Below are 23,943 nucleotides of genomic sequence, written 5' to 3' on the forward strand. Positions count from 1 at the left end.
TTTTCTTTTTATGTCTTGACCCTGAAGGGATAATTCTATCAGCTTGGTATTCAATTAATAGCTAGGTTATCAATTCGTTTATAGTTGTCAATCGGCGAGAAAGTTACAATTGGAAAAAAAATTAATTCAGTGTAGTATTTTAGCAAAATCATATTTTTTCTACGTAAAAAACCAGTTTTTAAGCCATAAATTGCTTAATGTTAATAACTAAACCAGTTTAGCAAATAAAGAAAATTTCACTGATAATTTTTTTTTCTCATTTTTCTATATATCTTCAATATAAACAAGAGAGATTAGTGCTGACCAATTAAGCAAACCGAATCGTTTTGACATTTCATTATGTTGTGTTATGCTAAAACGTTTTTATATTTTAAACTTAAAACCTTAAATTATGATGTTAATCCTATTTGATACTGCATAATATCAATTTTGGATGGGAATCGACCAATTTTCCTATCCCGAAAAATCAATGAATTATCATCTCTTTTTTGAGGTGATTTTAACCAGTTATAGTAGAAAAGTAAAAATAACCTAATTATATATCATTCATATGCACATGATAAAAAAAAGGTATTTGGATAGGCTTATTCTTTTAGGGTGGTCCTGTGCCTGTTATTCTTTTGCTTTTGGTCAAGATAAGGTGTTATCACCATCCGATAGTCTTAAGCTTCAGATTGGAACTTCAAAATTGGATTCAATATTTCAGATTAAGACTAGCCAAGTAAATCCAATAGAAATAAAAAAACAGGCGTTATTACCTTACTCTTCCTTAGCACAATACCTAAAAGGAAATAATACTGGGCTTTATGTAACTGAACCCTCCGGGGAATCGGGTACCAAGCAGCCAATGTATTTTCGTGGTATTTCGAGGCCATTGTTCTCTGATATCGACGTATTTCAGAATCAGCCATTAGTTGTTGTGGACGGAGTTCCTTTGGTTGGAGAACACCCCTTTGCTTATGCCGTTCAAACCTATAACCTAGAGCGTATTGGCCCAGCTACCAATTTATTAGCGAATATTAATATAGATATGGTTAAGTCTATTGAAGTATTAAAAGATGTTGCCGCGATTGCGATGTATGGTCCTAACGCTGCAAACGGAGCTATAGTTGTTCGTACGAAAGAGTATAAAGCGGATAAAAGCAACCGGATAGCGGTCAATATGTATACAGGTTTGGCCGAGCGTCCACATGTCACAACAATTAATGGTGAATACGAAAATAAATTCAGAAAGCAGTTTTATGATCTGTATACCTCCAATGGCAAATATAATGACGGCGATTCATACCCTGTGTATTTAAGCGACTCGCTCAACATGAATTATTTTGGAAAATCCGATTGGACGGACTCTTATTACAATAGTGGTTTAGTTTACAATTTGAATGCAAATTTATCAGGTGGTGGGCCACGTGCAAATTTTCAATTTGCAGCGGGCTCAACACAGGATAAAGGCGTGGCTGATCAGGTTAAATTGAATAAATATTATGCTTTGTTTGGGTTGAATATGCGGCCGATGACTTGGCTGACGTTCTCCATGCAGGCAAATATAGCTCGGCTCGATCGTAATCGTAACCTGAATCTGCGGGATAGGTTTGCCCAGTTAGCCTATTTTCCGGATCTGTCGGCCCCCTTGTCGCCCAATAAGGAGGTCTATAATGAGTATTTAAGTTATTATAAAAAAGGTTTTGATAACAACAAGACGAACGTTGTTCAGGGGTACGGAAAGCTGCAGTTTGATTTTGGAAATTTTCATTTTCTTTCGACAGGAATGCTCGATTATAATGAGGGCTATAGGGACCAATTCTATCATAGTAAGCTGTTGGAATCCAATAATTTTGCTTCTAACTACTATGGCTATAATCAGCGGGCTGTATTTGACAATAAGGCTTTTTATGATTGGAATATTAATGAAAAGAATAAGGTAAATCTATTGGTCGGCAATAGTTTGCAATGGGATACCTATCGCTACAACTATGCTTATGCTTATAAGGGCGTGAATGATTTCATTAAGGTGAATCTGTTGGAAGATGATGCGCTTAAATCAAATTATCTCGAAGCTACTGCATATCCTAAGGCACTTATATTTAAGTTTTTAGATCGAATTCGTCATAACCTGGTCTCATTTTATGGAAAAGCGACCTATAACTATGGCGATAAGGTTGAGACGTCGCTCTTACTGCGTTCTGATGGATCTTCCAATGCACAACCGGATGCTCGCTGGATTTTTACGCCTTCAATGTCTATAAATTGGAATATCAAGAATAGTTATTTTAATACCAATACTAGTCTGAAAGACCTTACTGCTCGTTTCAGTGTTGGACGTATTGGCTTGAACAATGTGTTTGATGATTTTGCACAAGGTCCCAATTATGTCGCTCAAATGGGCTTTACGGGTAATCAGCTTATCGCTGGTTATAATGCGATTGCAGGGTTGGTAAGACCTTATGAGTCGGGATGGGTTGGGTACAATATTCCTTGGGCCTACATAGACCAAGGCAATCTGGGCCTGGATTATGCCACTCAGAAGAAAAATTTTCATGTTTCACTTGATGTCTATGTGAAACAGACAAAAAACCAGTTGATTAACATCCCATCTTACAGCGAATATGGCTATAAATCAAGCTATGCAGCAGGAATGAATGTGCAGAATATAGGTGCTGAATTGACTGTTGGGCTTGATCCGGTTCAATCCGATAATTTTAAATGGTCTACGGCGCTGAATGTATCCCATAATCAAAATAAATTAAAGGCATTGCCTAATGGTCTAGATCGACTCGTGATAGGGAATAATCTTTTGGAGGTCGGCAAGCCATTAGACCAGTATTGGCTACTTGCTAATGAAGGTATTTACAGGACTGATGCAGAGGTCCCTCAGGGAATGACCTACAATGCGATCCAGTTACGTGCGGGTGATCCGATTTGGACAGATCGAAATGGCGACAATACGATCAATGATGAGGATCGGAAATTGCAAGGCCATCGGTTACCTGCTGTATTTGGTAATTGGTATAACAATTTTGTGTTTGGAAAATGGGACCTGGGGATCAATATGTACTACAATATTGGTCGACAACTCATTAACCAAGAAATGGCCAATCGGTTTGATTTTATCAATAATGAAGGGGCGAAAAATCTAGATGCTATCAAAGAGATTACGTATTGGGAAAAAAGGGGTGATTACAGTAAATATCCACTATATAACCCCTGGAGTACTGTTATAGCTTATCAGGCCGATCAAGATCTTTTCTTAGAGAATGCTTCATTTGTTAAAATAAGAGCGATCACTTTGGGCTATAACTTAACTTCTCTTTTGGCGGGACGAACTCAGGCCATTAAAAACGCGTATGCCTATGTGTCTGCTAACAATGTTGCTACGATTACATCTTATAGTGGTGTTGATCCTGAGATCGTAGATTATACAGGTTATGATATTGGGTCAAAGATGAGGATCCCACGAATTTATACGCTAGGAATAAAAGTTGACTTTTAAACGTAAAGAAATGAAAAGATATCACCTCATACTGAGTGTTTTATTACTTTTCTTATTGCTTCTGGGAGGCTGTAAGAAAATGCTGGATATAGACTCCTCTCGTACGGTCAAGGAAGAGAACATGTGGAATACTTTGGAGGATACGCGTGCAGGTTTGATGGGAATTTATGGTTTAACCAAAGCGGCTTTGGACGACAATAATGCTTATTGGCTTTATGGAGAAGTTCGGTCAGGAGATTTCGAAAGCCCTAATCGGCAGGATCTCAAAGCAATTATTAAGAATGACCTCAAAGCGAATTATGAATCGCTGAATGCATTATCGAATTGGAGAAGGTGGTTTGCGGTAGTTAATGCCGCTAATATTTTTATGGAGCGTGCATCGGGAGTAAGAGAAAAAGACATGCGCTACACCGAAAATAATTTGGTAGTAGATGTTGCTCAGGCTCGATTTCTACGTGCTTACGCTTATTTTAATATGGTCCGTATTTGGGGGGATGTACCCCTAATACTAACTTCCCATGACGGAAATTTTGAGAATAAGCCCAAGGAAGATCGGTTAAAACTGTATGCTTGGATTGAAAAAGAAATGTATGATGCCGCGCAATTATTGCCTTATTCCTATAGTACCGGTGATGAACAGCAAATTGGCAACTATTACAATGAGGCCTCTTCACGATGGAATGGTGCTTTGGTTAGGAAACTTTCTGTCTATGCTATTCTCGCACATTTGGCGGCATGGCAAGCCAATTATGCTGATGCGGCTTCTTATTCACAATTTGTGATGGATAATTATAGTAAAGGAGGTGCCTATTATTTGTCTACTTCGTTTTTAACGGAGGGCAATGGATTTTTCTTTGAGAAACGGTCCGAGCAGATGTTCTCATTTCCTTACATATGGGCCCATGTGGAGGCATCGTTTACAGGGCATATTGAAGAATTGACACTGGCTGCTCCTGTTGTCAACAAGTCGGTGCCAGATATTTATATGCCTAAAGAAACGATTTTAAAAACATTCAACGAGAAGAAGGACCAACGGTTTAGCATTGATACACTTGGAGCCCCAACCACAGAAGTGTATTTCCGGAATTTCAATGGGAAATACCCCATCTTTAGTAAAATCAAGTGTATCATGGGAGGTTCTTCCGATCCTACTTTTCGCATTTTTACCAGTGCGACAGTGCTCACACGTTTGGAAGATATTACGCTTTTGCGGGCGGAATCTTTAGCCGTGTTGGGTGAAAAATCTACGGCCATTGAACTTCTAAATGAGATTAGGGAACGAAGGGGGCTTAAAGTTTATAGTGAAACGACAAATGGAGATCTGGTAGATGCCATTTTTTTAGAACGAAAGAGAGAATTGATGGGTGAAGGGCACCGCTGGTATGATATGATTCGGCGGGAGAAGATAAAACATGATAATCCTCAGTTGGCACAGTTGATAGCCAATGATGGAATCTATTGGCCAATTGCTCGAGAGATTCTAACACAAAATAAGTTGATAGAACAAAATGCTTATTGGAAGTAAAGGAGTTAATTATGAGAAATAACCTATTTGTACGTGGTGTATATGCACTCTTAATGACAGCCCTGCTGTATGCTTGTGCCAAGGATAAAGGCTATTATTCGCCCATATCCCAGGAGCCGGTGTTTAAAGGCAATTTATATAGCTACCTTAAAAGTAAACCTGGTGTGTATGACTCTTTGGTTAAGGTCATCGATAGAATCGGTCTCCAAAAGAAACTGGAAGATAGTACAGTAACACTGTTTGCGCTAACGAATGCCAATTTTCAATTGGCTATTCAAAACCTGAATAATACATTGAGTGTGTCTGACAAGCCTGCACAATACCTGAATTCGGTCAAGTATGAAATACTGGATTCTTTGTTATGCCAATATATTATCCAAGGAAAAATTGCGAGTGATTCCCTTAATAGTCAGGATGGAAAGGATGTATTGGGAATTCGCTATGGCTATCCAATGCATATTGGGCTGAATAAACAATCTTCATCTGGCTATATGAATGGCGGCCCTACGATTGTTGACCTGTCCGATACAAGAAGATCTGTTTTCAATCGTAACTGGGTAACGACTGAAACCAGTTCGTTAAATATCCAGACAGATAATGCCGTTGTTCATGTGTTGAACCCAGACCATGTATTTGGATTTAACAAATTTGTTAGTCAGATCATTTACATCCCACCGCCAGAAAATCTTTTCATAAAATTCAAAGGACAGGGCTCTGCATCGAAAGAAACTTCAGGTGGGCCCAATGCAGTAGAAGCATCAAAATATGTATTCGATGGTAATCCAGAAACAAAATTCTTTTTATCAAGTCCTGGGCAGTTCTATCTGCAATGGGATTTTCCTGTCGAAGTACTTGCCAACAGTTACACACTCCGCTCAGCTAATGATATTCAAGACCGAGATCCAACAGACTGGACTTTACAGGGACTTGATGGAGAAAGTGGGAAATGGATCTTATTGGACTCTCGACAAGGGGAGGAGTTTGACGAGAGGTTTCAATTGCGCGTATTCTTTTTTACAAATACGAAGACGTACAAAGCTTATCGTTTGAATATTGCACGTATGTACGGTGGTAACGATTTCCAGCTGGCAGATTGGACAATGAATCGTAATCAATAACCAATTTAAGAATGTATGGACATGAAAATTGCTAGAAAATTTAACACAATAAATAAGACATGCAACTTGGGACTGCTCATCTTGATGTGCGTCGGCTTAAATGGATGTAAAAAGCTTTACAATTTACCTGATGAAAAGGAATTTTTAAGTGTCAACTTGACTTACGACGGAAAATCTTTTTATCCCATCTTGGGAAGAACCTCACTGATGGGGAATATTAATACCGATCATTCGACCACACCGCTACGATTTGAGATTGTTAATCCCCGTTATGGTGATGGACGCCCCTACAAGGACCTTTTCGAAGTAAAACCTGTCTATCGGTGGATATCCCGCTACGATGGTACTGAAAAGAACCTGGAAGAAATTGAGGCCAAGCGCCAGTTGGTGTATCGACCTCTTTTTGAGGTAGATTCTACAGGTAGCTTTATTTTGTGGAATTCTTCGACAAACGAGCTGATCGAGCCGCGCTCAAAAGACAGTATAGATCTGGTGCAGAATATACGATATTTTGATCTAAAGGTCTCCAATTCGGGTGGGTCTACAGTGATCAAGGATTTTATGATCCTGCCATGGCGTGTTCAGGACTATGAACCTTATTCGGATAAAAATCCATATAATGGCGAAACTGCACCTGATCCAAATGACCCTAAAAATCCAAACAAGAAAAGCTATATATGGCCTTCCTACATGAATGGGGTGTATGGGGAATCTTCCAATCAGTTATTACGCACGGATGATCAGTTTAAAGATCTGGTTGTCTATATCCGCAGATTTACTGGAGGAAATGGACATAATTTGCGCTTTGTCTTTTTGAATAAAAATGGAGAACCGATAAATCCGGATAGTTTTAATGAAACAAAGTGGAATGAACTGGTACATGGTTTCAACATGAAAAAAACGTCTGCTTATGTGCAATATGATGTAGCTTATCCAATTCCCTTAACAAGTTTCCCAACAAAGTATAGCAATGGGAACAGTGCAAAGGTCGATTTTTCCTATTCCAGAAAGGGATTTGGCGGCGGTTTAATTACGGCCAATTTTGGGTTGAATTTTAAAATTTTTACCAAAGGAGATTGGGAGATTGTTTTCCATTTTCAAAGGGAGAATCCACGTTTTGATAATGAATAATTGAAAAAGTTATGCAATTTAAGATATTTTATAACAGCTGCATGCTGTTGATATTGTGTGTGTTTCTTTCTACAAAGGTTTTTGCGCAGACGGTCATTATGTCTGGTAAGGTAACAGATAATAAAGGGAGGCCGCTGGCGGGTGTAACAGTACGTTTTGGCAAATCTGGAAAGGAAGCAACTTCGACAAATTCCTCGGGGGCATTTAGCTTAACAACGGCAACCGGAACTTCCGTTGCCTTTAGATTAATTGGTTATGATGGAACTACGATGACTGTGAAGGCCGACAGAAATGTAGTCGTTCAATTGAAGGAGATCGATAATCAAATGGATGAAGTTGTTGTTAGGGGGTATGTGAAGCGTCCAAGAGAGACAACTACAGGGTCCTCGACTAAGATCAGTGGAAAAGAAATTCAAGATATTCCATCGGCGAATGTAGAAAATTTGCTTCAAGGCAAGGTCGCAGGGTTAAATATACAGGTAAATACCGGAGCACCGGGATTTAGAGGATCCACACAGATCCGTGGACTTTCGACAATCAGTGTGACAGGTAGCGGTGATCAGTCATTTCTGACCCCCACCTCACCGTTATATGTGATCGATGGCGTACCAATGGATGCGGATAGAGCCAATGAACTTGGATTAAGCCAGCAGGGGCCAGGAATCAGTCCATTGTCATTAATTCCTCCTGAGGATATAGAAAGTATAGAGGTGCTTAAAGATGCGCAGGCTACATCGCTATATGGATCGTTGGCTGCCTATGGTGTGATCATTATCAATACGAAACGTGGTAATTCTGAGGTTCCCAGAGTAAGGTATACGGGAAATTTCTTCCTGAAAACCCCACCCCAGTTACGTCCAACTTTGGGAGGAAATCTAGAACGCCGTTTAAAACTATTGCAGATCTACGGAAATGCGTTGTCGCAGGATGACCTGGACCGAATTTCACAAACACCCATGTTATCGGATAGTTTGAACGCTTATTATAATAATTCAACCAATTGGCAGGACCTATTTTATGCGACAACCTACAACCAAACGCATAATGTCGCAATTGATGGTGGGAACCAGAAGTTAAACTATAAGGCGAACCTGAATTATTATAATGAAAATGGTATCATCAAAAATACGGGTTTTGATCGCTATATGACCAATATGCGATTTGAATATTATCCCAACGAGAAATTTAAGTTTACAGCGCAGATAAGTGCTTCACTTGGCTCTAAAAGTAAGGGGAACGGGTTAGGTATTTTACAATCTGGTGTGGCAACAAACGGGATGGCATCAACGTTGTTGCCTGGTCCGTCTTTTTATCTGGCATCCTCAGGATATAATTCAGCATTGAAGACCCGAAATGATAATTCGTCTAAATCGATCAAGCCTTTCATTGAAGCATCTTATGAAATTATTCCGGGTTTGCGGGCAACAACAACAATGAGTTATGAGTCTACTTCCGATAATGAAAACACGTTTACACCGGCGGCAGCAAATGGTCAATTTGCACAAGTTTATGCTTATTATGGTCGATACAATTCATTGTATAATAGGAACTCTATCAATTATAGTCACACGTTTAATGAAAAGCATACCGTATTTTTCAATCTATTCAATGAGATTCGGACCTTGGAAAAACAAGCGAATGCAACCTTACAGGCCCGTACACCAAATGATCAATTTGAAGGACCGCTTGGATTTGATGGCTATTTTTCCAAAGGAGGAGGATTATTGCGCCGTGGATTCGGAAAAGAAAGAGGATTATCTTTTGCAATCGCTGGGACTTACGATTACATGAAGAAGTATGTGGTAGACCTCTCTTACAGAATGGATGGGTCGTCACAGAATGGATTTGGAAACCTGTATACCAAAAATCCTGCTGTTGGTCTTCGATGGAATGCCTATCATGAGAATTTCTTGAGAGATGTGGACTGGATTAATTTGCTCTCCATTCGAACCAGCTGGGGGGTGAATGTTATGCCGAATAGTACCTTGGAGCGCGTTTACGGAAAATACGATATTGCAGGAAGCTATAATGATAAGATAGGCATCGGAATCAATTATGAGCAAATTCCAAATCCTGATCTAAAACCGACAACAACAAGCCAGTATAACTTAGGTTTGGACCTCGCTTTCTTTCAAAATAGATTTGAATTGACTTATGATACGTATTATAAGAAAGTAAACAATATTCTATTTGAAGAACTACTTTCTTCGTCGCTCGGCTTTGAAAAGGTAAATAGCAACTCGGCTGCCATTGCCAATTATGGACATGAGTTATCTGTTATGTTAAGGCCTTTGACCGAAGGTCGTTTTACCATGTCCATAGGGGTAAACGGAGCCTATAACCGAGATGTTTTGTTAAAACTACCTGAGCACTATGGTGGGCAATTTGTTCGTTGGGAAAATAATGACAAATATAAGCAACACGTTGTTTTTAGAGTGGGAACCTCAACGATGTCCAACTACATGTTATTAAATAGAGGCGTATACAGCACAGATGCAGATGTACCGGTTGATCCAGCGACTGGACGACGTTATCGAATGGCCAATGGTACAGAATTTCAGGCGGGTGATCCCATTTTTGCAGATTTAGATGGTAACTATGTTTTAGATGAAAATGACTATGCCCGCACCGGGAATTCTCAACCATTGATTACTGGCGGTATGCAATTTAATTTTAATTACAATCATGAAACTCTCGGATCATTTGGTTTGAACTTATATGCGTCCTATACGGCAAAACGCACCATCTTGAACAATGCACTTGCCGAGCGACTGCAATTGATGAGCGATCCCTATGGTGATAGAGCAGTGGTTCCATTAGATGATGTTAATATGTGGATGAAACCCGGCGATATTGCGAAGTATCCTTATGCTTACGATTTCAGAAGATACTCAAGTGTTAACCCGTTTCGGATGGATCAAGATCTTTGGGCTGAAGATGGGTCTTATTTTAAGTTAAATAGTGTTACGCTGTCTTACATGTTTACAAAAAATGCTATCAGAAGATATGGACTTGAGCGTCTACGGGTATATGTTTCGGCTGAAAATATAAACACATTCTCCAAGTACAGTGGACCTAATCCCGAAAATGTAAGCACGATGGGTAGGGATGCTTCTGGTGGTTACCCTGTACCTAGGCAATATAATGTTGGTGTCAATATTGATTTCTAATCGAGCTGTATTATGAAAATAAAAAGAAATATAGGAAGAATAGCGTTTGTCATATGTCTATGTACAACCGTAATGATGGGCTGTAAGAAATTTCTGACGGTGGAGCCGATCGACAGGCTTACGGGCAACAATTTCTATCAGTCAAAGGAGGATGTAGAAGCAAATATAGCACGTATCTACAGTCAATTTTTTGAAAAACTGAACGAGTCATGGGTAATCGGTGCCATTGGCGAGGCGAGGTCGGGAGAAATTTTTCCCTCCCCTACAGCTGGAACGGATCGCATGATACTTCGCGACTTAGGAACAAATAACATGAATGCCGTGTATAACAATACACTGAGTGGCGGTCGTTCCCAAGGTTATGCCATGTATAAGGTTTCTATTTGGGATACTTATTATAAGGTAATTCAGAGTTGTAATATTTTAATCTCCAAATTGGAAGAGGGAATTCCAGGCTTATCTGCTTCGGATAAAGATCGCTATAAAGCTGAAGCCACTTTTATGCGTTGTTTAAGTTACTTTTGGATGGTTCGTCTATATGGCGATGTGGTTTATTATACCGATGCATACTTCGCAAAGCAACTTCCACGCGAGGATATGGTTTCTGTAATTAGCAAAAGTATTGCCGACTTAGAATCTGTTAAAGATATTATGCCATGGACTTTTGGGGAGTCATCACAGCGCGGGGCCCGAGCAAGCCGGGGAAGCATTATCGCTTTGTTGATGCACATGAAGATGTGGAATGCGAATTTTGATTCTTCAAATGCAACGAAGTATTATGAAAGTGTGGCTAGCTTAGGTAAAGAGTTGCGTGCTAGTGGCGTTCACCATCTGTACAAACTAACCCCCGAGGAGTGGGCTAAAGTCTCAAAAGGACGTACGGAGGAGTCGCTGTTCGAATTCTACCGGACGATCAATTACGATGATCAGAACAATGCATATGCGCCTTTATGGGATCATTTTTTACGTTGGCCATATAAGTTTCCTCGTTATAACCAGCAATTCAGCATTGCTTATTATTCCTCCATTTTCATGTACAGGATTTATCCGCTAAATGGTCCTGCAGATAAGCGAAAAGAGCTTTGGTATGAGGATATGTATGCGAATGATGGATTATTTGTTTTGAAGAAATTTGCAGCCAATGTCTTTGCGTCGGGAAATGAAGACTCTAATCCGGATAATACATTTATGATATTTCGTTATGCTGATGCGCTGCTATTAGAAGCGGAGGCGCTAGCTAATTTAGGTGCTGCACGTGAGGCTGAGGCAATCACAGTACTTAATATTGTTCGGGATCGGGCTGAAGCCCCTCGCTATGCTGGTGGTGGTACAGATCTTAAGAATTTTATTTTCGAAGAGCGTTGTCGTGAATTGATTGGAGAAGGGGCAAGATACTTTGATCTGATCCGGACCCGAAGAATACTAAATCCACAATGGACCATGAATCCCATGACAATTGATCAGTATAACCGTCGTGCGTGGACTTGGCCTTTGGATGCTTCAGCTAAAAATTTTAATTCAAAAATCGTGTTGAACGATTATTGGACAGGAGGAAATTAAATCAGTTTATTATGAGACAAGCTAAGATTATAGGATATGCCTTCATAACGATGTTACTGTTTGGCCTGGGATCATGCAAAAAGGATGCATATTACAAAGATGGCGGATTGGCGCAGGCAAAATTTGATGGCTCCATTATAGATTACCTGGATTCAAAACCAAGGGAATTTGATTCGATCGCCAAAATTATTAGGCTGGCAGGTCTGGAAGAAGATTTTAAGACCAAGGAATTTACTTTTTTTGCACCGAGGGATGAAAATATAAAGAGGTTGATTGGTCGAGCGAAATCAAATTCCAGTATCGATCAGTCAAGTGTTAATTGGTTACTTTATAATTTAGGGCGAGATACCATCAAAACATTGGCAGATGTAGATAGTGCGATTTGGCGTAAGTATTTACTGCGTTATATGTTTAATGGAAAACGAAAATTAATGGACTATCCCCAGATCGATTTTGATTTACTAAATGTCTATAAAGGACAAAATTACACCTCATTTGCAAATACAGTTTCCAATATTGGAGTTGTCTATAACGATGCAATAAATGATTCTGATAAAAACAATATCACCCGGTTGAAATATATGGGGTACCGACAATTGTATATCTCCTATATTCCAGATATCAGTAGGCCAAATGAATGGCGGTCATGTCCGGTCGCTTCATCAGATATTCAACCGGATAATGGCGTTGTTCATGTAATCGATTATACCAAAGCTCAGTTTGGGTTCAATCAGAGCGATATTCTATGGGATATATTAGAAAGTAAGCGTTAATAACAATAACCAGTTGTAGTTTAAATTATGAAAGTTATGTACAATACGATTTGGAAATTTACAGCCCTGTTGTTTGTTATTGCTCTTTTTTTGGGATGCAATAAGAATAATAAGATGTTTTCAGCTCCTTATGAGGAAGGGCTACCGCCTTTGGATATAGAAATCAATCCAACCGATAAAATGCAACCAGAATCGGGTAAAACGGGAGTTGAGACCATCATGCGGATTAAGGGGTTAGATAAATATAAAGATAAAGCTATCATCCGATTTAACGGCGAGAAAGCACAGATTGTCGAGTTAACAGCAGATTACGTAAAGCTTAAGGTTCCGCCTTTTGCTAGTACGGGAGTGCTTTCTGTTGCAATTGACGATATTGTATTTTTTGGACCACAATTTACGGTTTTAGGAAATGTATCTATAGATCCAACTTTTCAAGTGGGGGTAGGAACAAATAATACCGTGTCTGATGTTCTTTTTTTGGAAGATGGTAAAATGATCTTTACAGGGTCCTTTACAAATTATAATAATAAAGGATCGATCCGGCCAATTAATCGTCTCGTCAGAACTTTTGCAGATGGAACGTATGATGCAAGCTTTCGTATAGGTACTGGCGCCAATAATTCGCTAAATAGCATCTTAAAATTGGGGAATTACTATTTTTTGGCAGGTTCTTTTTCGGGGTATGGGCAGCGTAATTCAGATATCAGCAATCTGACACGAATTTATACAACAGGAGCTATCGATACAATGGGCATTAAACCATTCCGACGCCCTGGGCAAACAGATACACTAAAGTATTATCCGACATTTAATGGCGGGTTTGATGGAAATATTGGAAATATTTATGAGTCTGAAGGAAAAATCTTAGCGACAGGAAATTTTAGATATTACATTCATCGCACCTATGATAAACCAAATCGGCTTGAGACAAGAGATACCGTTATTTTGGATAGTACAGAAATCAGGCATATCGCCCGATTGAATCTCGATGGTTCACTGGATAAGTCTTTTAGGTTTGGGGCAGATGGCAAAGCAATGGCTGGTGGAAATGGATCTGTAGCAACTGTTTATCATAATAGTGGGGCTTTAAAGGGGAAAATTTTAGCTTATGGTTCTTTCAATAGATTTGATGGACAATCCGCAGGATATATAACACGGTTAAATGCTGATGGAACATTAGATGCTACATTTAACCCTGGTGGAGTTGGAGCGGACTACAATGTGTCTTCGGTTACTTACAATAATGTCACGAATAAATATATGGTTGTTGGAGATTTTAGTAAATACAACGGTGTAGCTGCAATAAAAGTTGTTATGTTGAATGCAAATGGAACAGTGGACCAAAGTTTCCAGGCCAAAACTTTTGAAGGAGGAAGTCCTTTCTATGCGATGCAATTAAATGATGGTTTAGTTGTCGTTTCGGGAGATTTTGCACGCTACAGTAATATTGCCCGAAATGGCTTTATGATCCTGAATTCCAATGGAGAATTGAATGGAGATTATAATACTTCTGGTTATTTCTCTGGCTTTATCAATAAAGTTGTCGAGACAAAAACAGAAGATGGAAAACGCGCATTACTTTTGATGGGCTTTTTTAGCCGATTTAATAATGAAGAAGTACATAATCTGATTCGAATTAAATTGGAACAGTAACTTAAATTTTAAACTGATGAGATCTCAAGCTAATTTTCAAAATATAAGCCGCTGGCTAATGTCTTTGGTCATGTTATCGATGTTCATGTCCTGTAAAGATGAATTCGGTCGCTTGCTGCCGGATAATGAGGGTAAACAAGATACCGTGGACCTGGTGTATGGTAAACCTAAAGTGCTCATGCTCATTGTGGATGGAGCAAGAGGAGAATCGGTTCGAACGGCAAATATTCCAACAATGAACGGTTTGCTCAGCCATTCGATTTATTCATGGGTTTCGTTAAGCGAAGAACATGACGATGCAACTGCTACTGGCGCTGATTTATCCAGTATTATTACCGGGGTAAGCCAAAATAAACATTTGGTCATTGGTGATAATTTTAAGAACAATAATTTTCAGACCTATCCGACTGTCTATACGAGGGTCGCTTCAAATATGAAAAACCCCGAATTTAAGGTGTATAGCAGTTCTAAACTATTTGTTGATAATCTAACTCCTGTTGCGGTAGCTAAATTGGAGAGTACAGACGAAGAGGTTGTCAATGGTGTTAAGGAGGGATTAAAGCAACCCGAGTTGACAATGCTAACTGCACATTTTACAGCGGTTGATAAAGCGGGAAAGGCTAGTGCCTATGACAATAGCAGTACTGTTTATAAAGCTGCCATAGAAAATTTCGATAAGCAGGTAGGGGAAGTTATTAAAGCGTTGGAGCAACGTCCCGCTTTTAAAAAAGAGAATTGGTTGGTAATCATCACTTCGAGTAAAGGCGGCCCGTTTGAAATTCCTCCCACGCAGAATGACAATACAATCTTTAGCAACCCAAATGTTAATACCTTTACTATTTTCTACTCGCCGAAATATAATTCAAGGTATATCAATAAACCTTATTTGGGCAGTCGCTTTTCGGGAGATTTTTTAAGGTTTAAAGGCGGTATTTACGCAGAGTTGACCGAAGGGGATAATCCTGTTTTTGATCTCGGCGATAATGAGGAGTTTACCATTGAATTAAAAGTTAAGAAGAATAAAGGACCCAATAATACCTATAAATTTCCCAATTATCCATCTTTTATTGGTAAACGAGAGAAATGGGAATCAGGCGCGCCGACAAATGGATGGATTATGGCTTTCAAAGACGATTATTGGATGTTCAATGGTCGCGGTCCGAATGGAAGTGGTGAGGTGAATGGTCCGAAATTGAACAATGCAACATGGAATAATGTAACAATAGTCGGAGCGTTGACAAGTGACGGTAAACGCATAGTGAAAACCTATACAAATGGTCTCCCGGGCAATGAGATGGACATTAGTTCATGGGGTTCAATCAGTAGTCCAGCAAAATTTAGGTTGGGACTGTTAAATGGGGGAAGCAATTGGAACGAAGGCGATTACTACTTGGCTGATGTTCGGTTTTGGAAAGTAGCATTGCCCTTGGCAGTTATTACGCAATATAACTGCCAAGTAGGAGTAAGTGAAGAACATCCCTATTATCCAAACCTTGCAGCAAATTGGCCTATTGTGGGAACTGTTACTGATGGTGTACTTTATGATGATGGCCCCTATGGAAATACATTGAAGATTGGGAATTCCGCCTATGAAATTTCTAAGCTGAATGATTTCCTTTGTGCTCCTTCTGTTGAAACAATAAGTACGCTAGTGCCGAAAAATACCGATATAACTGCCCAGATATTTAGCTGGTTGCAGATCGCTAGACAGGAGAATTGGCAACTAGATGGACGAGTTTGGGTAGACAAATAATCTTAAAAAAGCTAATATGAAAAGACTATTTTATTATATAACGATAATTTTGGGCTGTAGTCAATTTTTGGCTTGTTCAAAAGATAATCTAGAAGGGTTTAATTTACAAGGAGGGGCTCCTGTTCAAGTTATCGCAGAAGGTGAGGGAAAAGATCTGATCAAAACAAATGATTATGTACAAGTTCCGATGAAAGTGAAATTGAGTAGTCCGGCGTCCCAGACTTTTGATGTTGAGCTTCAATTGAATACCGATACAGTTACTAAATTAATCGAATCGGGAACACTAAAAGATGTGGTTACACTTCCGAATTCGGCATTTTCTTTTCCCAATGTAGTGAAGTTTCAATATGGTGCTGATACCACCTCTTTTTTGTTAACGATTTCGCGAACAGAAATTGAACGTGTTTACGGTAAGAAGTTTGCACTGTCGTATAAGTTGTCTAATCCAGGAAAAGGTAATCAGTTGGGAAATCCAAATAGCATAATTGTAACGATGGACTCAAAGGATCTGCTGACTGCGCAAGATATCCATTATCTTTCGATAACAAATTCACCTGGCAATATTATCCTGGCAAGCGATCATAATAATTACAATACAACACCTTCTGGAATTGAAATACCGATCGGTGTTTCGTTAGCATCCTTTCCTAGTAAATTTTTTTATGTTGAAGTGCGAGGAACAACTGATTCAATTTCAAATTGGATAACGAAGAAAAAGGTACCTGTGAACACGATCGGTTTAAAGGAGAATGAATACTTCATTCCTTCACGCGTGCAGGTTTTGGGTAATAAATCTGCAGCGGCTTTCAATATATCAATTCCTTGGGATGTTATTACCAAAAATAAAGATAAGTTTCTCGCTGTAACGGTCTACTTGAAGGATCCTACGCTGCATGTGATCAATCCTCAGAAAAATTATACTACGATTTTAATTGATTGTGCAAAGGTTGTCGAATTCGATGTAACTGGGGAAGCAACTCTAACGGTAAATCGTGATAATAATGGTGGCGCAAATGCAGGTGAGGGAAGTCTCAAGCTGGTGGATGATCTAACGAACACAAAATTCTTGCAGAGCGCATTTACAGGAGATCTGAAGTGCACGCTTACATTTACCAGAACGCTGAAGATTGGAGCATATACGCTTACATCTGGAAATGATGCGATAGAACGTGATCCAAAAAGTTGGTTTCTTGAGGGATCATTAGATGGTATAAATTGGGTCACTATTGATACCAGAGTAAATGAAAGTTTCCCAAATAGAATTCAAACAAGAAGATTTAATATCCAAAAACCAGGTAATTATAAATTTTATCGCCTAAATATTACAGAAAACGTGGGAAGTAGTTTATTCCAGTGTTCTGAATGGAGGATGATCGAATTTTTATAGACGGGCGGTAACTTATGGTATTACAACGATGAATTTATGAAGATGAAATTAGTAAGATATAACTTTTATATACTTTTACTGTTTACCTTACTAGGTTGCAGTAAAGAAAAGGAAGTGGTTGTTGACAAACCTCAGCTTCCCAATCCGGTTTCTGCTTTTTCTATTAAGCAGGTTGCGAAGGATGACCCATTTACTTTTGAATTTACAAATCAGTCAAAAGATTATACTGAAACGCGATGGAGCTTTGGTGACGATAGCACCTCTTCGAAAACTTCGCCGCAACATACTTTTTTAGGGACGGGTGATTTTACTGTTAGACTTAAAGTGCTCAATGAAAATGGCGATTGGGCTCAACGGGAGGAGGTCATTAAAATTGATGCGGAGAAGCTAATTCGATTCAATGCGACAAAGAACGGAACAGGAAAGTTGATCCTAAGTTATGCTAGTGATATTGCAGTTAAAGGAGTCATTTGGTCAAAGATGACTGATAAAGATAAATATGAGCAAGTTTCTGATAAGGAGAAAGCCGATATTTCGATTGAGGTGGGAAAATTCGAAACCTACCAGCTAAATGTAAACACTCCTAAAGGATCTCAAATCGTCGTTACCAAGATGCTTACAGATCTAGGCATTATAAAAGACTGGACAAATATTGATAATACCTTTCGAATCTCTCAGGACAACTCGAGCGGCCCTGATGCAGGTGAAGGATCGAAGAAGTTAATAGATGGTGATACCAAGACGAAACTATTTATTGGAGGGTATCAGCCGGGAATGTATTGGCAATTTGTATTCTATCAACCACAAACCATTAATGGTTATACCATAACAACAGGAAATGACTCTCCAGAACGAGATCCCAAAGATTGGGAAATACAGGCCTCGGAAGATGGTGTGGCCTGGACAACGTTGCACGAAATGAAAGGAATTGGTTTTGGTACTATGCCGGCTGATAGAAATAAATCGGTCAATTTCACCTTTACGAATTCAAAACCTTACACCCATTATCGGTATGTTGTGAAATCAGTCTCCTCTGGATCAAATTTCCAAATGAGCGAATTTAGGCTTTTGGAACTACCTCAGTAGACACTAAAGAACGACATCAGCACGCTAGTTAGCGACAAGAGGGTGATTGGCTCAAAAGTAGCCGTAAGGTATTCGCTTGAAAGAGGAATACTCTACGGCTATTTTTATGCTAGGTAGGGATACGATCTGCTCTTTTTTTGTAACCATCTTGTGAAAAAGACCTAGGCAATCGACTATTTTAAATTTCTTACCTATATTTACTAATACGTTTTAGCTTTTTTGCTAATAATTTTAAGCTTAACCAAACGCTTCATTTATGTTTAATATTAAAAAACTAACAGGTAGTATTCTTTTTCTATTCGCGGCGCATGCTGGAATGGCGCAACAAACCTCGCCTGTTGATTTCGTTAACCCTTTGATCGGTACTGAATCGAAGTATGAATTGTCTAATGGCAATACTTATCCTGCGATCGCTCGGCCTTGGGGTATGAATTTTTGGACCCCACAGACTGGAAATATGGGCGATGGCTGGGTATATACTTACACGGCTGATAAAATTAAAGGATTTAAGCAAACCCACCAGCCAAGCCCCTGGAACAATGATTATGGTCAGTTTTCAATCATGCCAATAACAGGCACACCGCAATTTGATCAGGAAAAGCGGGCGAGCTGGTTTTCGCATAAAGCGGAAATTGCAAAACCTTATTATTATAGCGTCTACCTTGCGGATCACGATGTGACAACAGAATTGTCTCCATCACAACGGGCAGCAATCTTTCAGTTCACATTCCCCAAAACAGACAGTGCTTATGTTATTATTGATGCATTTGATAAAGGGTCTTATATTAAAGTAATTCCGCAGGAAAATAAGATTATCGGGTATTCAACAAAAAATAGCGGTGGTGTTCCAGAGAATTTCAAGAATTACTTCGTCATTACTTTCGATAGACCATTTTCTTACAAAGCTGCTGTTAAAAGTGGAGCGATAAGTAAAGACGAATTGGAAATTCAGGACAATCACGCCGGAGCAGTCGTTGGTTTCTCTTCCTTGAAAAGAGGGGAAAAGGTCACCGCCCGTATTGCTTCTTCCTTTATAAGTTTTGAGCAGGCAGAACTTAATTTAAAAGAAGTGAAGTCCAAAACATTTCAACAGGTTGTTGACGAAGGTAAAGCACAGTGGAACGAAATCCTCGGACGTGTACAGGTTGAAGACCATAATATTGACCGGTTACGTACATTTTATTCCAGCCTTTATCGTTCAACACTTTTTCCAAGGGATTTTTCTGAAATTGATGGAACAGGCAAGCGTATACACTATAGCCCTTACAATGGGCAGGTCCTGCCTGGGGAAATGTTTACGGATACAGGTTTTTGGGACACCTTTAGAAGTTTGTTTCCCCTGTTGAATTTATTGTATCCGTCGATGAACGATCGGATGCAGGAAGGTTTGGTGAATGCGTATAAAGAGAGTGGTTACCTTCCGGAGTGGGCTTCGCCAGGACATCGTGCATCGATGATTGGAAACAATTCTGCTTCTATTGTCGCAGATGCCTTGATGACTGATCGGAAAGGCTATGATAAAGACTTGTTATGGGAAGCGCTCAAGCATGGGGCCAATAGTGCCTATCCGAAACACTCTTCGACGGGACGCTTCGGTTATGAATATTATAATAAATTGGGCTATATACCTGCTGATGTAAAAGTAGACCAAAATGTAGCACGTTCATTGGAATATGCATACAATGACTGGTGTATTTATGAATTTGGCAAAGCCCTGGGTAAACCGGAAGCTGAAACAGCTATTTATGCAACACGCGCGATGAACTATAAAAATCTGTTTGACCCAAGTACAAAACTTATGCGTGGGAAAAAAGCAGACGGATCGTTCGTCTCAGATTTTGATCCAAGTGCCTGGTCAAGAGAATATACGGAAGGAAATGCTTGGCATTGGAGTTTTTGTGTGTTCCATGACCCTCAAGGTTTAATTAATTTGATGGGTGGTAATAAATCATTTGTGTCCATGTTGGATACGGTGTTTGTTATTCCGAGTTATGAGGGTATGAAAAGTCGCGGAATGATCCACGAAATGCGTGAAATGCAGGTGATGAATATGGGACAGTATGCGCATGGAAATCAGCCTATCCAACATATGCCCTATCTGTATAATTATGCTGCAGAGCCTTGGAAAGCACAATATTGGGTACGCAAAATAATGGATAAACTTTATTTGCCTACACCAGATGGCTATTGTGGTGATGAAGATAATGGGCAGACTTCAGCCTGGTATGTCTTCTCTTCGCTAGGATTTTATCCTGTTTCTCCTGCCTCGGGCGAATACGTGATTGGTTCACCACAATTCGATAAGGTGACTCTAAATCTCGAAAATGGGAAAAAAGTGAATATCCAAGCTAAACAACAGGGAGCAAATCAGGTCTACGTAGATCAACTAACTTGGAATGGAAAGCCTTATAATCATAATTATATCCGTTATAAAGATTTATTGCAGGGTGCCAAACTTGATTTCAAAATGAGCGAAGAACCGAATAAAAATAGAGGTACAAAAAAAGAAGATGCTCCATATTCCTTTAGTAACGAAAAAATAAAATAATATATTATGAAGCAATTACGTATTATATCGCTAAGTCTTATTTTTGTAATCAATTTATTTGTTTTAAATGCCTTTTCACAAAATTCAATAGGTCTTACAGTAGGAAGCTACAACATCCGTTATGACAATGACGGAGATCGTAAAAATGGTAACGGTTGGGATCAGCGATTTCCAGTAATCACTTCTTTAATTGATTTTGTGGATTACGATGTTTTTGGAGCACAGGAGGTATTGGTAAATCAATTGGTAGATTTGAAAAAACGTCTTACTGATTATGATTATGTTGGTGTTGGTCGGGATGACGGTAAAGTTGCGGGAGAGTTTGCGCCTATATTTTTCAAAAAGAAGAAATTTAAGAAATTAAAAAGTGGCGTCTTCTGGCTTTCTGAGACGCCAGATCGCCCTTCAAAAGGTTGGGATGCTGCCTTACCTCGTATTTGTACTTGGGTGCAGTTGCAGGAAATTAATTCTGGGAAGAAATTTTGGTACTTTAATTTGCATATGGATCATGTTGGTGTCAAAGCCCGGGAAAATAGTAGTCGGTTGGTTGTCAAAAAAATGAAAGAGTTTGTAAAAGGGGAACTAGCTATATTGACCGGTGATTTCAATGTCGATCAAAATAATGAAATTTATAACATCCTACAAGAATCCGATTTTATAGAAGATAGTTTTGAGCTTGCTCCGACTAAATTTACATGGAACGGTACATTTAATGCTTTCGATAATAATCTTTGGACAGACAGCCGTATAGATCATGTATTCGTAACTCCTCGGATTAAAGTAAAGCATTATGCTGTTTTAACAGAATCTTATCGTAGTGCTAAAGAAAATAGTGAAGAGGTTAAAAAGGGTGATTTCCCTAAAGAACTTTCTTTTAAACAGTACGAGACAAGATTACCATCGGATCATTTTCCAATAGTGGTGAAAATCAAATTGTAACATTTGAAATTTATCGCCTTTAATCTAATAAACTAGAGATATTTAAGGACATGACAGTTAATTTTTTAGGCTGTCATGGTTTTTTTACACGAATAAAATAATCTTAGCTATTTAAAGTCATACCTTTGTGATTCGAAATTTCGATATGTTAGGCAAAATATTTCATTTTTTAACACTCTTTGCATACCTTAATCTGTTGACCTATGAGTCTTTCTCCTCGGCAACCGGACAGGTGCTGCATGCAGGTGAGACTATTGTGGAGTATTTTCTGGATGACGTATTGGATTTGGAACCCATTCATTCTTCCCAAGAAGAAAAAGTACTATTGCAAGATGATTATCGTATATTTTCACTCAATAGTCAAGTACTACCAATTATTATTTTTGTTTTTGGAATCGTCTTTACGGCATTATGTTTTGCAAAAGATGATGAACATCCTTTTTACCGATCTAAAACCCTATGCTTACCAGGGTATTATCGCTTCCTATCCCGTTTTAGGCCATTCTAGTTACGCTCCTCTAATTATCTAGCGGAGGCTGCAACAATTTAGTTTTATTTCTATATATGGTATGGAAGGCTTTTGGCCGCTCTTTACGCTATAGAATTGCTGTAGCTCCCATCTAACACATTCTCCTAACGACTGATTTTAAAATACCGTAGGAGGGTTTAACATTTTACATTTTTTATCGTTTATGAAGAAATTACTTTTACTGTGCCTTTTCGTGGGTATGGTTGGGATGCTGGCTTCATGCCATTCATCCAACGCTAACGCTGATTCGAAAGAAGAACTCAAAAATATACCTGTAGTACCTTTAATGGTAATGGATACGACTGTTTATCAAGAGTATATTGCGGATGTTCAAGCCTTAAAAAACGTCGAAATTCGTTCCAAATTGAATGGCTTTTTGGATAAAATTTATGTAGACGAGGGGGCTTGGGTAAAGAAAGGCCAAATGCTGTTTAAGTATAATAATGAGGAATATCGTTCGGAATTAGCCAAGGCCAAAGCACAGTATGATAATGCTATTGCCGAAGCACAAAAGATTAAGCTGGAAATGGAGCGAACTCAAAAATTGGTTGACAAGAATATTGTGAGCTCTTCCGAATATAATTTATTGAAAATTCAACTAAAAGCGGCCAATTCTAAGATAGAAGAAGCCCGAGCTTTGGTGAATCAGGCACAGACAAGATTGGACTATACTGTTATACAAGCTCCTTTTGACGGTCGTATAGACCGTATCTTATTGAGAGAAGGCTCTTTATTGACTGAGGGAAGCTTAATTACGACGATCTCCGATTTAAGCAAAGTGAATGTTTATTTTGATATTTCTGAAAGGGAGTATCTGACACTTATGCGTGATAAGCTGGACGGTAAGGAAACGCAAAAATCGGTCAAGTTAATTTTGGCCAATGGTGAGCTGTATCCACACGAGGGAATTGCCCATTTGGTAGAAAGTGAATTTGAAGCTAATACTGGATCCATTGCCCTTCGGGTTCAATTTCCCAATGCCGAGCATATCTTAAAGCATGGCGCAACAGGTAAGATTGCGGTGCCAATGCAGACAGGGGAACATACCTTTGTACACCAAAAATCAGTATTTGAAATTCAGGATAAGACATACGTTTATACAGTACAGGCAGATAGTACCGTAAAAATGACACCTTTTACAGCGGGCCCGCGTGTGGGGCATTATTACATTGTGGATGGAGGTTTAGATCCCAACGCCAAGATTGTCTATGAGGGAGTACAGGGACTGCGGAGTGGAATGAAGATTAATCCAAAAATGAGGAAACTGTAGGGGAGGATAAA

General features: G+C 39.1%; 15 protein-coding genes. All 15 read left to right on the forward strand.

The annotated features are described in order from the left end of the window. Window positions 1-556: 556 nt before the first annotated feature. The 15 genes from B2X72_RS10425 to B2X72_RS10495 all read left to right on the forward strand — a co-directional run bounded on the left by B2X72_RS10425 (window position 557) and on the right by B2X72_RS10495 (window position 23,932). Window positions 557-3,490, forward strand: coding sequence for a SusC/RagA family TonB-linked outer membrane protein (locus B2X72_RS10425; protein WP_286849520.1), 2,934 nt, complete (start codon window positions 557-559; stop codon window positions 3,488-3,490). Window positions 3,491-3,500: 10 nt separating this feature from the next. Continuing rightward, the gene (locus tag B2X72_RS10430) at window positions 3,501-5,015 is read left to right on the forward strand and encodes a RagB/SusD family nutrient uptake outer membrane protein (RefSeq protein ID WP_286849521.1); all 1,515 of its coding nucleotides are present in this window, start codon (window positions 3,501-3,503) and stop codon (window positions 5,013-5,015) included. Window positions 5,016-5,026: 11 nt separating this feature from the next. Continuing rightward, window positions 5,027-6,133: a fasciclin domain-containing protein gene (locus tag B2X72_RS10435; RefSeq protein ID WP_120333017.1), complete on the forward strand. Its 1,107-nt coding sequence runs from the start codon at window positions 5,027-5,029 to the stop codon at window positions 6,131-6,133. A 21-nt stretch (window positions 6,134-6,154) separates the two neighbouring features. Next, on the forward strand, window positions 6,155-7,264 hold the full coding sequence (locus B2X72_RS10440) for a DUF5007 domain-containing protein (protein ID WP_286732210.1): 1,110 nt from the start codon (window positions 6,155-6,157) through the stop codon (window positions 7,262-7,264). A gap of 11 nt (window positions 7,265-7,275) precedes the next feature. Next, window positions 7,276-10,434, forward strand: a complete 3,159-nt coding sequence (locus B2X72_RS10445; protein ID WP_286849524.1) for a SusC/RagA family TonB-linked outer membrane protein — start codon at window positions 7,276-7,278, stop codon at window positions 10,432-10,434. 12 nt (window positions 10,435-10,446) lie between these two features. Next, entirely contained in the window at window positions 10,447-11,994 is a 1,548-nt protein-coding gene (locus tag B2X72_RS10450) for a RagB/SusD family nutrient uptake outer membrane protein (RefSeq protein WP_120333020.1), read from the forward strand. A gap of 11 nt (window positions 11,995-12,005) precedes the next feature. Further along, on the forward strand, window positions 12,006-12,767 hold the full coding sequence (locus tag B2X72_RS10455; protein WP_201666718.1) for a fasciclin domain-containing protein: 762 nt from the start codon (window positions 12,006-12,008) through the stop codon (window positions 12,765-12,767). A gap of 36 nt (window positions 12,768-12,803) precedes the next feature. Further along, window positions 12,804-14,420, forward strand: a complete 1,617-nt coding sequence (locus B2X72_RS10460; protein ID WP_286849527.1) for a DUF5008 domain-containing protein — start codon at window positions 12,804-12,806, stop codon at window positions 14,418-14,420. 16 nt (window positions 14,421-14,436) lie between these two features. Continuing rightward, entirely contained in the window at window positions 14,437-16,173 is a 1,737-nt protein-coding gene (locus tag B2X72_RS10465) for an alkaline phosphatase family protein (RefSeq protein ID WP_286849528.1), read from the forward strand. 16 nt (window positions 16,174-16,189) lie between these two features. Further along, window positions 16,190-17,560, forward strand: coding sequence for a discoidin domain-containing protein (locus B2X72_RS10470; RefSeq protein WP_286849529.1), 1,371 nt, complete (start codon window positions 16,190-16,192; stop codon window positions 17,558-17,560). Between the two features lie 42 nt (window positions 17,561-17,602). Continuing rightward, the gene (locus B2X72_RS10475) at window positions 17,603-18,646 is read left to right on the forward strand and encodes a PKD domain-containing protein (protein ID WP_286849531.1); all 1,044 of its coding nucleotides are present in this window, start codon (window positions 17,603-17,605) and stop codon (window positions 18,644-18,646) included. 256 nt (window positions 18,647-18,902) lie between these two features. After that, window positions 18,903-21,194, forward strand: coding sequence for a GH92 family glycosyl hydrolase (locus B2X72_RS10480; protein ID WP_286849532.1), 2,292 nt, complete (start codon window positions 18,903-18,905; stop codon window positions 21,192-21,194). 6 nt (window positions 21,195-21,200) lie between these two features. Continuing rightward, on the forward strand, window positions 21,201-22,133 hold the full coding sequence (locus tag B2X72_RS10485) for an endonuclease/exonuclease/phosphatase family protein (protein ID WP_286849533.1): 933 nt from the start codon (window positions 21,201-21,203) through the stop codon (window positions 22,131-22,133). Window positions 22,134-22,278: 145 nt separating this feature from the next. Then, window positions 22,279-22,641, forward strand: coding sequence for a hypothetical protein (locus tag B2X72_RS10490; protein WP_286849535.1), 363 nt, complete (start codon window positions 22,279-22,281; stop codon window positions 22,639-22,641). A gap of 184 nt (window positions 22,642-22,825) precedes the next feature. Further along, window positions 22,826-23,932, forward strand: coding sequence for an efflux RND transporter periplasmic adaptor subunit (locus B2X72_RS10495; protein ID WP_088159977.1), 1,107 nt, complete (start codon window positions 22,826-22,828; stop codon window positions 23,930-23,932). The last annotated feature ends 11 nt before the right edge of the window (window positions 23,933-23,943 follow it).

The organism is Sphingobacterium sp. UBA7253, assembly GCF_002472745.1.
Taxonomy (GTDB): Bacteria; Bacteroidota; Bacteroidia; order Sphingobacteriales; family Sphingobacteriaceae; genus Sphingobacterium; species Sphingobacterium siyangense.

Coding starts and splice junctions, on each gene's coding strand:
- B2X72_RS10425 (WP_286849520.1), top strand. CDS start 557: ATGATAAAAAAAAGGTATTTGGATAGGCTTATTCTTTTAGGGTGGTCC.
- B2X72_RS10430 (WP_286849521.1), top strand. CDS start 3,501: ATGAAAAGATATCACCTCATACTGAGTGTTTTATTACTTTTCTTATTG.
- B2X72_RS10435 (WP_120333017.1), top strand. CDS start 5,027: ATGAGAAATAACCTATTTGTACGTGGTGTATATGCACTCTTAATGACA.
- B2X72_RS10440 (WP_286732210.1), top strand. CDS start 6,155: ATGAAAATTGCTAGAAAATTTAACACAATAAATAAGACATGCAACTTG.
- B2X72_RS10445 (WP_286849524.1), top strand. CDS start 7,276: ATGCAATTTAAGATATTTTATAACAGCTGCATGCTGTTGATATTGTGT.
- B2X72_RS10450 (WP_120333020.1), top strand. CDS start 10,447: ATGAAAATAAAAAGAAATATAGGAAGAATAGCGTTTGTCATATGTCTA.
- B2X72_RS10455 (WP_201666718.1), top strand. CDS start 12,006: ATGAGACAAGCTAAGATTATAGGATATGCCTTCATAACGATGTTACTG.
- B2X72_RS10460 (WP_286849527.1), top strand. CDS start 12,804: ATGTACAATACGATTTGGAAATTTACAGCCCTGTTGTTTGTTATTGCT.
- B2X72_RS10465 (WP_286849528.1), top strand. CDS start 14,437: ATGAGATCTCAAGCTAATTTTCAAAATATAAGCCGCTGGCTAATGTCT.
- B2X72_RS10470 (WP_286849529.1), top strand. CDS start 16,190: ATGAAAAGACTATTTTATTATATAACGATAATTTTGGGCTGTAGTCAA.
- B2X72_RS10475 (WP_286849531.1), top strand. CDS start 17,603: ATGAAATTAGTAAGATATAACTTTTATATACTTTTACTGTTTACCTTA.
- B2X72_RS10480 (WP_286849532.1), top strand. CDS start 18,903: ATGTTTAATATTAAAAAACTAACAGGTAGTATTCTTTTTCTATTCGCG.
- B2X72_RS10485 (WP_286849533.1), top strand. CDS start 21,201: ATGAAGCAATTACGTATTATATCGCTAAGTCTTATTTTTGTAATCAAT.
- B2X72_RS10490 (WP_286849535.1), top strand. CDS start 22,279: ATGTTAGGCAAAATATTTCATTTTTTAACACTCTTTGCATACCTTAAT.
- B2X72_RS10495 (WP_088159977.1), top strand. CDS start 22,826: ATGAAGAAATTACTTTTACTGTGCCTTTTCGTGGGTATGGTTGGGATG.